10 protein-coding genes and 4 pseudogenes are annotated in these 9895 nt (G+C 58.8%); 10 read left to right on the forward strand and 4 right to left on the reverse strand.

Annotated features, from left to right (window positions below; translation table 11 throughout):
- Positions 1-498, reverse strand: a pseudogene (locus BMY30_RS17240) (IS1634 family transposase); the annotation flags it as partial.
- 158 nt (positions 499-656) lie between these two features.
- Between BMY30_RS17240 and BMY30_RS18040 the strand changes: the two are divergent.
- The 5 genes and pseudogenes from BMY30_RS18040 to tnpC form a co-directional block, all read left to right on the forward strand.
- Positions 657-1319: pseudogene (locus BMY30_RS18040) on the forward strand (type I restriction-modification enzyme R subunit C-terminal domain-containing protein); the annotation flags it as partial.
- An 87-nt stretch (positions 1320-1406) separates the two neighbouring features.
- Positions 1407-1619: a type II toxin-antitoxin system HicB family antitoxin gene (locus BMY30_RS17250; protein WP_089715919.1), complete on the forward strand. Its 213-nt coding sequence runs from the start codon at positions 1407-1409 to the stop codon at positions 1617-1619.
- 127 nt (positions 1620-1746) lie between these two features.
- A complete protein-coding gene (gene tnpA / locus BMY30_RS17255; RefSeq protein WP_089715920.1) occupies positions 1747-2115 on the forward strand; it encodes an IS66-like element accessory protein TnpA in 369 nt (122 codons plus the stop codon).
- Positions 2112-2447, forward strand: coding sequence for an IS66 family insertion sequence element accessory protein TnpB (tnpB, locus tag BMY30_RS17260; protein ID WP_089715921.1), 336 nt, complete (start codon positions 2112-2114; stop codon positions 2445-2447). Before tnpA ends, tnpB begins: the two co-directional genes overlap by 4 nt.
- Before the next feature lie 91 nt (positions 2448-2538).
- Positions 2539-3900, forward strand: a pseudogene (tnpC, locus tag BMY30_RS17265) (IS66 family transposase); the annotation flags it as partial.
- Between the two features lie 126 nt (positions 3901-4026).
- Here the strand turns inward: tnpC and BMY30_RS17270 are convergent.
- From BMY30_RS17270 to BMY30_RS17280, 3 genes are read right to left on the reverse strand one after another with little or no spacing between them, the layout of a single operon-like run.
- Positions 4027-5034, reverse strand: coding sequence for a tyrosine-type recombinase/integrase (locus tag BMY30_RS17270; RefSeq protein ID WP_089715922.1), 1008 nt, complete (start codon positions 5032-5034; stop codon positions 4027-4029).
- Positions 5031-5987, reverse strand: coding sequence for a tyrosine-type recombinase/integrase (locus BMY30_RS17275; protein WP_089715923.1), 957 nt, complete (start codon positions 5985-5987; stop codon positions 5031-5033). Before BMY30_RS17275 ends, BMY30_RS17270 begins: the two co-directional genes overlap by 4 nt.
- Positions 5984-6925 carry a tyrosine-type recombinase/integrase gene (locus tag BMY30_RS17280; protein WP_170840181.1) on the reverse strand — a complete coding sequence of 314 codons (942 nt, stop codon included), beginning with the start codon at positions 6923-6925 and terminating at the stop codon, positions 5984-5986. The genes BMY30_RS17275 and BMY30_RS17280 overlap by 4 nt, the downstream gene beginning before the upstream one ends.
- A gap of 474 nt (positions 6926-7399) precedes the next feature.
- Here BMY30_RS17280 and BMY30_RS17285 point away from each other — a divergent pair.
- From BMY30_RS17285 to BMY30_RS17305, 5 genes and pseudogenes are all read left to right on the forward strand, one after another.
- A pseudogene (locus BMY30_RS17285) lies at positions 7400-7603 on the forward strand (transposase domain-containing protein); the annotation flags it as partial.
- 253 nt (positions 7604-7856) lie between these two features.
- Positions 7857-8264 carry a TIR domain-containing protein gene (locus BMY30_RS17290; RefSeq protein ID WP_089715925.1) on the forward strand — a complete coding sequence of 136 codons (408 nt, stop codon included), beginning with the start codon at positions 7857-7859 and terminating at the stop codon, positions 8262-8264.
- Between the two features lie 2 nt (positions 8265-8266).
- Complete coding sequence (locus BMY30_RS17295; protein WP_089715926.1) at positions 8267-9142, forward strand: DUF4231 domain-containing protein; 876 nt, start codon at positions 8267-8269, stop codon at positions 9140-9142.
- 62 nt (positions 9143-9204) lie between these two features.
- Entirely contained in the window at positions 9205-9618 is a 414-nt protein-coding gene (locus BMY30_RS17300) for a hypothetical protein (protein ID WP_211607394.1), read from the forward strand.
- A 36-nt stretch (positions 9619-9654) separates the two neighbouring features.
- The coding region (locus BMY30_RS17305) for a transposase (RefSeq protein ID WP_139195553.1) at positions 9655-9895 on the forward strand (241 nt) is incomplete at its 3' end.

The following is a 9895-nucleotide window of genomic DNA, read 5'->3' on the forward strand; positions in this document are numbered from 1 at the left end:
ATTGAGGGCTTCGCTGCAGTCCGACAGGGTATCCATGGTGCGCAGCAGGTGCTGGTGACTGATCGAGGCCGTGTCGACGTCTGGCACCAGCACATCCTCCAACCAGCGCAGCACACCGAGCTTGGATTCCGGATCACATAGCCGATTGAACACCATGACTCGCAATAGCCGCTCGACATCGAACTGCCGTTTGCTGCGCAGCACCCGCCGGAAGGCGTCATCCAGGCCGAGCTCTTTCCAGAGCGAGGTCAGCAGCCAGGTATCGCCGACGGAACGCGCCTGCGCGAAGTCGGCCTCGCCCGTGCCTTCATCGAGCGTCGGCTGGCCGGAGACGCGCAGCAGGCCATTGATCAACGCGCTGGATTCCCCGGCCGTGACGGCCTCGAGGCGACCCAGCGTCGCGATCACGCGTTGGCGCGACTTGCCGGCCTCGTCCCGGAAGGACTCGACGAGTTTGACGTAGCGGCGCGGGCCGGATTTAGTGACTTTGACGAACATGTCATCACGATAGAACGGGAACGTCACGTATAGCAAGGCACCACTATAAAAACGTGTCACTACAAAGAATTCGGCCGGAATTCTCTAAGCTACTGAATTCTCAGAGCACAGGGGCGGATTTCTGGCCAAAATCGGGCTGGAAGTGTCGAACTCGGGGCCCCTGTACCTGCGAGAAGGAACCACCGGAGCCCTGTCCGGTGTGCGGCGAGCTACCTTGCCAGTGCGGCGGAGGCGAACGCCCGGTGGTGGAGATCGAGCTGGCGCCGGGCAAGTTCCGCCAGCTCCAGCACATGAGCGCCACTACCTTCTGAAGCCCGGACGGCAAGCCGATGTCCGCTACCGAGTTCATCCGGCAGCTGTTCGGTGAACTACCGACACTCTTCCAAGACGAGGACGAGTTGCGTCGGCTCTGGAGCCGACCCGACACCCGCCAGGCATTGCTCGATACCCTGGCCGAGAAGGGCTACGGAACCCAGAAGCTCAAGGAGATCGGTCGCATGGTCGACGCCGAGAAGAGCGATCTTTTCGACGTGCTGGCCTACATCGCCTTCGCGTTGCCACCGCTCAGTCGCGAAGAACGCGTGGCCAGCCACCGCGACCGGCTCTTCTCCGACTACGACTACCGCCAGCGCGAATTCCTCGGCTTCGTGTTGGATCACTACATCCAGGACGGCGTCGGCGAACTCGCCCAGGACAAGCTGCCCCGGCTGATCGAACTCAAGTACCAGACCCCGACCGATGCCATCGCCGAACTCGGCAGTGTCGAGAACATCCGCGAGGTATTCATTGGCTTCCAGGCGAGGTTGTATGAGTCAGCATAACGCCCTGGTGGCGCCGAAAGGGCGCTTGTGTAAGGAGCCTGTGGGAGCGCTGCTTGCACCGCGGAGGAAGTCGGCTGGGAGAGACTGATGTCGATTAAGTACGAGTTGGTCATCTATTGGAGTGATGAAGATGAGTCCTTCGTCGTTGAGGTTCCGGAGCTTCCGGGCTGCATGGCAGATGGAGAAATCTATGAGCAGGCAACAGCAAATGCTCAGCAGGTTATCCAGGAGTGGATCGAGACGGCGCGCGAGCTCGGTCGACCCATCCCGAGGCCGAGAGGCAGGCTGCTATATGCATGACAAGACCACCCAGTCGACGCTCGTACCTCACGCGGGTACGGTCGTAAGCGGCCGGTGATCCCATCTACCGCAAAGGCTCAACCTCTGTGACGGTAGGTGCCCATCTATTGTTAAGTGGGCACCTATCATGACATCCCAAAGCATCGATCGTGAGATTCGCCGTCGTCGTCGCTATACGCCTGAATTCAGAGCCAGGGTTGTGACGGCGTGCCTGCAGGGCGACACCTCGATCGCTCAGGTTGCCCTTCAGCACGGACTGAATACCAACCTGGTCCAGACCTGGATCCGCAAGGCCAGGCGTCAGAGCCAGTTGCCGGCCGTGCCGGACTTCGTGCCACTCCCGGTAACGCCCGCAGCGCCTGACCTTCCCGTGTCGGCCACTTCCTCCGCGGAGATTCGTATCGAGGTGCCCTCGGCGCGCGGCACGATCACTGTGCATTGGCCGGTAGCGGATGCAGCGCAGTGTGAGCAGTGGTTGAAGGGGCTGCTGGGATGATCCGCATCGACGAGATCTGGCTGGCCACTGAGCCCCTGGACATGCGCGCCGGCCCTGACACAGCGCTGGCCCGGGTGGTGAAGGTGTTCGGCGCCGCTCGGCCTCACTGCGCCTACCTGTTCGCCAACCGCCGCGGCAACCGCATGAAGGTGCTGGTCCATGATGGCCTGGGTATCTGGCTGTGCGCCCGGCGTTTGAACCAGGGCAAGTTCCACTGGGCGGAGACGTGGCGCGGGGACCGGGTCGAGTTATCGCCCGAGCAGGTCAGCATTCTGGTACAGGGGTTGCCGTGGCAACGCATCGGCGCCGCCGGTGTGATCTCGGTGGTCTGAGGGGTCAGCCATGAATGACACAAAATACGGGTCCTGGGTATTCGCTGATGCGCTAATCCCACTGCCCTCGACAGGCTGGCATACTCGTCGAATGAATGCGCCATCCGATCTGTCTCAGCTCTCCCCCGATCAGCTCCGCCACCTGGCGACGATGCTGATGTCGCAGGTCGAGGAGCGGGAACAGGCACTGGCGCAGAGCCAGAAGACGCTGCGTCACACCGAGCAGATCAATCAGAAGCTGACCTTTGAACTGGCGCTGCTCAAGCGCCACGCGTTCGGCAAGCGCAGCGAGCAGCTCAACCTCCTGCAGATCAGTCTGCTGGACGAGGTGGTGGAGGCCGACATCGCCGCCATCGAGACTGAGCTGGACGACCTGGTCGCGCCCGACGCGCCACCGGCGACCAAGAAGACGCCCAAGCGCGCCCCCTTACCCCCTGGGCTACCGCGTACCGAGATCCGCCATGACCCGGAGAGCGAGCACTGCCCCTGCGGTTGCCAGCTGCGGCGGATCGGCGAAGACATCAGCGAGAAGCTCGACTACACGCCGGGCGTGTTCCACGTCGAGCGTCATATCCGCGGTAAGTGGGTCTGCGATCAATGCGAGACGCTGACCCAGGCGCCGATGCCGGCGCAGATCATCGACAAGGGTATCGCCACGGCAGGTCTGCTGGCTCAGGTATTGATCGCCAAGTATGCCGATCATCTGCCGCTGTATCGGCAGGAGCAGATCTTTGCCCGTGCCGGCGTACCGATTCCGCGCTCCACCCTGGCCGAGTGGGTCGGCATCTGCGGTGTGCGGCTTCAGCCGCTGGTCGATGCGCTGCGCGACCTGCTGCTGGCCGAACCGGTACTCCATGCCGACGAGACCCCGGTGCCGATGCTGGCCCCGGGCAAGAAGAAAACCCACAGGGCCTATCTCTGGGCCTACGCCACCACGCCCTACGCCGGGTTGAAGGCGGTGATCTACGACTTCACCGAGGGCCGCGGCGGTCAACACGCCCGAGACTTCCTCGGGAAGTGGCAGGGCAAGCTGATCTGCGACGACTACAGCGGCTACAAGCAGAGCTTTGCCAACGGCGTGACCGAGATCGGCTGCATGGCCCACGCGAGAAGAAAATTCGTCGACTTGCACGTGGCCGGCAAGAGCCAGATCGCCGAACAGGCCATCGAGCTCATCGGCCATCTCTACGAGGTGGAACGTGAGGCAAAGGCGCTAACCGCCGAAGAACGCCAACGACTACGCGACACACGAGCGAGACCCATCGCCGACGCGCTGCACCGCTGGATGCTGGCTCATCGCGAGAAAGTGCCAAACGGCTCGGCGACAGCCAAGGCACTGGACTACAACCTGAAACGGTGGGCGGCGCTGACGCGCTACCTCGATGACGGTCGGCTGCCGATCGACAATAATCGCGTAGAGAATCTGATTCGTCCCTGGGCACTGGGCCGCAATTATGCCCAGTTCCGGATTATGCGCAGTTACCCTGTCTGGCCCCGGACACGATCCAGCACTAATGCCCCTCAAAAGCCAACAGCCGGACCTTGGTTTTCTCACAACAATCCAAAAGTCTGTGCATAATCACAAGCTGTCGAGGAAGGCCAGAACGTCTGGCTTGGGTACGAAGCGCGGTGTCATCGTTTCCGGTGGCTGCAGGCTCGCCAGAGCCCGCTCCTTCATGTCCAGATCGGCCTCAAGGTATTGGTGTGTGGTCGTCACCTGCTCGTGACCCAACCATAGGGCTATGACCGCCAGATCGACACCCGACTGCAGTAAGTGCATGGCAGTGGTGTGGCGAATCACGTGCGGAGACACCCGACGATCTTTCAATGAAGGGCAGTGTGCAGCTGCCTGCGACACCGCCAACTGCAAGCGCTGTTCTACACCGGATCGGCTCATGGCCTGTCCACCGCGGTTCAGCAGTATCGGCTGCGTCTTGTCACTCGAAAGCGTGGCCATCCACTCATCCAACTTATGAACCGTGCGCTTCCACAGCGGCGCCACTCGCTCCTTGCGCCCTTTGCCGTGCAGCTGGACGGCCTGTGCATGTTGCGTATCGACATCGCCACGGCGGATGCTGATGAGCTCTGAGACGCGTGCACCGGTGTTGTAGAGCAACAGGAACAGTAGGTGATCCCGTTGACCTGTCCAAGTGCTGGCATCTGGTGCCGCGAGGATGGCTTCCATCTCGTCACGCGACAAGAAGCCCACCAGTGGTCGCTCAAAGCGCTTCATGGGAATGGCCAGCACCCGCTGGACCTGTGCCAGGAGCGTGGGCTCTTGCAGCGCCACATAGTGCAAGAAGGCCCGTATGGCCGCGAACCGCGCGTTGCGGCTACGAATACAGTTGTGGCGATGGGTCTCGAGGTGATCGAGGAAGGCCAACACCAAGGAGGCATCCAGATCGTGGAGGCACAGCGTGCTGACGTCACGACCAAGATGCTGCTCGGCAAATCGGAACAGCAGCCTGAAAGAATCGCGATAACTGGCCACGGTTCGTGCACTCAGGTGTTGCTGTTGCTGGAGGCGTTGGTAGAAAAACCGCTGTAACAGCCGAGCCAGATCGGTTTCAGATGACGTTGACTTCATGGCTGCTTCTCCTCTGACGTCGCGGCCGCCTGCTCGAAACGCTCAGCGGCAATCGCCATCAGTGCCGGGATGCCGGTGAGATACCAGTAGGTGTCGGAGACCCTGCAGTGCCCCATGTAGGTAGACAGCTGTGGCAACATCCGGTGGATATCCACTCCTTCGGCATACCATCTCAGCAGGCACTGGCAGGCAAAGGTGTGCCGCAGATCGTAGAGCCGCGGCAGAGGGCCAGTCTCCGGCTTGTCCCAGCCCAATTGTTGGCGAATGCGCTGAAAAGCGTACCGCGCTTGATCCCCCGTGATGGGACGTGCGTTGTCGAACAGGAAGAAGCCTGACGCCTGAGCAAGTCCCAAGCATCGTTGCCGCAGGCTAAGGTATTCGGCCAATGCCGCCGTCGTGCTGGCATGGAGCGGGACCAGACGGGATTTGCGGAATTTACTCTTGCGCACCTCGACGACACCACGTTCCAGGTCGACATCCCCATCCTGTAACCGCAAGGCCTCGCCGGGGCGAAGGCCTGTTGCAGCGAGAAAGCCAAGCAAAGTGTGCATGGTCACCGGCCGAAGCCCCTCGGTGGGGGACAACGCTGCCGTCGCCGCCAACAGTTGCCTGAGCTCCTGCGAGGAATAGATGTGGGGCGGCAAGCGCCGATGGGCCTGTCCGAAGAGCCGAGCGGGTGGGACCTCCGTCTGTGGCTCAAACAGCTGACAATACTTGGCGAAGGGCCGCAGCGTCTCCAGGCGCCGGGCGGGCCCCAGCCCTTCCGGAGTGAGTGAGGCATTGGCCCAGTCGACCGCCAGCGCCAAGGTCAAGGGGCCTTGATGGGCCCGTTGCTCGGCAAAATGGGCAAAACGCTCGAGCTGCTGGCCCTCAATGGTCAAGGCGAAGCCCAAGGCCCGGCGTGTCCGCAGATACGCCGCTACCCGCTCATGCATGCTGCTCCAGTTCGTCATGACCATTCCTCCGGCCAGGGCTGCGCGACGCAGGTCAACTGTGGCAGGTCGACTTTGGTGTAAATGGCCGTGGTATCGATGCTGCGGTGACGCAGTACATCGGCGATCTCCTTGATCGAACAGCCGCCCTGCAACATGCGCCGGGCAGCGGTATGGCGCAGCACATGGGTACCGCTCCAGGGCAATTCGGCGCGCTGGAAGGCGCGACGAATTGCCCCCCGCACTGTTGTGACGGCAACGGCTTGACCCAGAGGGGCACGGTGGTAGACGAACAGGGCACGGCTGCTCGAGGCCGGCCGGCCATAACGCAGATAATCGACCAGGCTTTCGCCGGTCGATGCCGGCAGCGGAAGACGATCGACGCGGCGGACTTTATTGTGGGCCAGCGTCAGGACCCCACCACGCCAATCGATCGCCTCCAGGTCCAACTGCGCGACCTCATGACAACGGAGCGCCATGTCGGCCAGACACCGCGCCATGGCGTAATCACGCTTGCCGGTGGCGGTGTTACGGTCGAAGACGGCCCAGAAACGGGCCAGTTGCTCGTCATCCAGTGCCGGCGGCAAGGCCGCCAGCGACCAGCGGGCCGGTGACGGGATTGCCCCCTCGAGGTTGTCGACCAAGGCACCATCGAAACGCAGGAAGCGCAGATAGCTGCGTAACGCCCCCACCAGAGCCGTCGCCGTCGGGCCGCGTGCCCCACATGTCCGGTCAGTGACGTAGTCGATCAGAACCGATGGCGTGATGTGATCGACGATCAGCGGTCCCGCCCCAAAGAGGTCGGCGAGGAATTGCCGTGCCTCGCGGCACCGGCCACGGCGCGTTTGCACCGCCAAGCCGCAGACGTCGCGCAGATAGGCATCGAAGGCGATGACCGAGGCCTCGATAGCCGCCGGGGGCGGTATATCACGATGGATCACGCGGGGTTGGCAAGTCATCGACAGAAGCTGATTCAGTGCTGCCCTGACCGACTTTCGCGAGCGAACAACCGGGGTAATGCAGCGGCAAGCTGGCAAATGTTCATCGAGGAAGACACGCACAGTCTCGGTGCTAAACGCCGTTGCCAGCACTGGAGCCGCGATATGGTGCCACTGCAGGAAATGCACCACCGCCTTGCAGTAATCCTTCGTCGTACTGGCAGTATGCCCTCGTCGTTGCAGGTGGGCGACATACCGGTCAAGCAGGTCTGTGTCGGCGCTCGATAGCGCCGATTGCGGTGGCTGAACACGAAGATATGGATGGTCTGACATGAGTACCCTCCCGACAGGGTGGCGAGTGGTACTCAAAGCTTATGTCTTGTAGATGCATTCCTCCGGGTAGAGTTTTCCATTCATAGTCAGTGTGTTACGGACAATTTATTCTAATAACTGCGCATAATCCGGAACTGGGCATAATTCTTATTATGCGCAGCTGCGCATAATAAGAACAACTGGCTATTCGCCGGATCACTACGCAGTGGCCAGCGCGCTGCTGCCATCATGAGCCTGATCCAGTGCGCCAAGCTGAACGGCCACGATCCCTACGCCTACCTGCGTGACGTGCTGGAACGGCTGCCGACGCACAAGGCCAGCCAGGTCCACGAGCTCCTGCCCCACAACTGGCAGCACACCGACTGATTACTGGCAAGCGGTGTTGCCCGTCCGCTTACGTACGGTCGGCGTTACAACAGATTTTGTAAAAAACCGATTCTGGTTGAGTATGGGATATTAGTCTATGTTGATTAATTGCTTTAGGCAGCTTTCGACCCAAAGGAGACGTGCCAGGCCATGCTGCGCACGGCAAGAAAATGCTGGACAGTTAACTTTTCAACGCACAAAGCTGTCAATCTATTTAGAGCGTGTACAACCTTAATTTGAAGGAGGCTCAACATTGTCAAATCTTCACCGTTATAAACTTTTTGTCAGTCACGCGTGGCGGTACAGTGAGCGCTACGAGCGTATGATAAATTTTCTAGATGCTTCTCCACGATTTATTTATGCGAATCATTCTGTTCCCGAAGATCGCGCATTTGATAGCATGAGCGTAGCGGAACTGAAGGAACAACTTCGCGAGCAGATCCGACCCGTAGAGGTTGTCATCATCATTGGTGGCATGTACGTAGCCCACAGCGACTGGATACAGTTCGAGATCGATTATGCTGAGCTTCTTGGGAAGCCGATCTTGGGCATCCGGCCACGAGGGGCTCAAGTTATGCCAGCAGCAGTTACGCAGGCTGCTGACGAGATAGTCAACTGGAATACCGACTCTATTGTTAACGCCATTCGAAGGCTGGCCTGATAATGGAGACGAATGACTATCCTGCCCTGTATCGCTCGGCCGATAGATCCTCGAACACAGAACAGCACGAGTACCTTTCCCTTCTACGGACTGAGTACGGACTCCTCATTTTCGCCGCTATACTTAGTATGGGGTTTAGCGAGAAATCGCTCTACCATGTCTTATATGCATTAGTATTTGTACTAGCTGCCGCAGTCCTTCTTTTTCGGGCTGTGCGTAAGCCAGAACAGGACTGGTATCGTTGCCGCGCCCTTGCTGAGTCCATCAAGACATCCACTTGGCGATACATGATGCGCGCCGAGCCGTTCGTAGACGCTCCCACAGTCCAAGTACCCCGTGCGGAATTTCGCAATTTCTTGGCAGAGATACTTCGTGCCAATCGCCATATTGGCTCAGGAATCGCTGACGAGTTAGCAGCTGAGCATCAAATCACGCCGCGGATGGAGGAGATTCGGTCGCTCGACCTTAAGGCGCGTAAGAAGATGTACAAGGAGCAAAGGATTGATAACCAGCGTAAGTGGTATGCAAAAAAATCCTCTGACAATAGGAAGGCATCAAAAATATGGGTCGGCGCTACTATTTTAGTCTACATCGCTGCTACTGTTACAGTTCTTTTGAGAATTGCAAAACCTGAGTGGATTTTGCTTCCTACAGAGCCATTAATAGTCTTAGCAGCATCGTTCATTGGTTGGATTCAGATCAAGAAATTCAATGAGCTTGCTTCTGCCTACGCTCTCACAGCTCACGAAATTGGAATACTCCAACCACGCCTAGACGAGATAAATGAAGAGGTTTCCTTTTCCGACTTCGTTAATGAGGCAGAGCTGGCATTCTCAAGAGAGCATACTCAATGGGTTGCGAGGCAGCATCAGGAATAGGCGAAGCATGATTGATGTTTAAGAATGCCAGAAATATCCAGAATGTTAATTGGTAGGGTTGCATGTTTAATTTGCTGATGTTTAATGTTGACTGGACGTATGGAAGAGTTAATGTTCCGATCGAAAGAGTTTTTGAGTATACAGAAGACCAGTTATCTACCCAGTTTCTGGACAGTAGCGGCAGTCTCTTGCTGGACAGTTTAACATCCTTGCCGTGCATTTTTTGCGAGGAAGGAACTGAGGATGAGCTGGCTTATGTAGGGAAAATAATTAGAGCGCGAGTTGTTGGAAGAGACCTGTCGTTGGAGATTGGCTTTGATAGCGAGGTCCCTAGCCTTAACAATAAATTTCTCTATGAGAACCGTATTGAATTGAATATGCCGCATGAGTTTGAGTTTTCAAGAAACCACTGGGCTGTTAAGGAAACGCTGCACAAATCTCGCCGCAGCTGCCTGATGGGTACCGGCGGGGTATAATCTGACCTTCCTGCCACCCTCTGACAGAGCCACCCGATGAAGCAGATCTCGTTCGCCCAGGCTGAGCACCAGAACAAGAAGAAGGTTACCCGCCGAGAGCGGTTCCTGGCCCAGATGAATGCCCTGGTGCCATGGCAACGACTGATCGACGCACTGTCGCCGTCCTACTTTCCGAATTCGGCAGGCAAGCGGGGCCGGCCGCCGATTGGCCTGGAGCGAATGCTGCGGATCTACTTCCTGCAACAGTGGTACGCCCTCGCCGACGAGGCGCTTGAAG

The sequence above is a fragment of the Halomonas daqiaonensis genome (assembly GCF_900109725.1).
GTDB lineage: Bacteria > Pseudomonadota > Gammaproteobacteria > Pseudomonadales > Halomonadaceae > Halomonas > Halomonas daqiaonensis.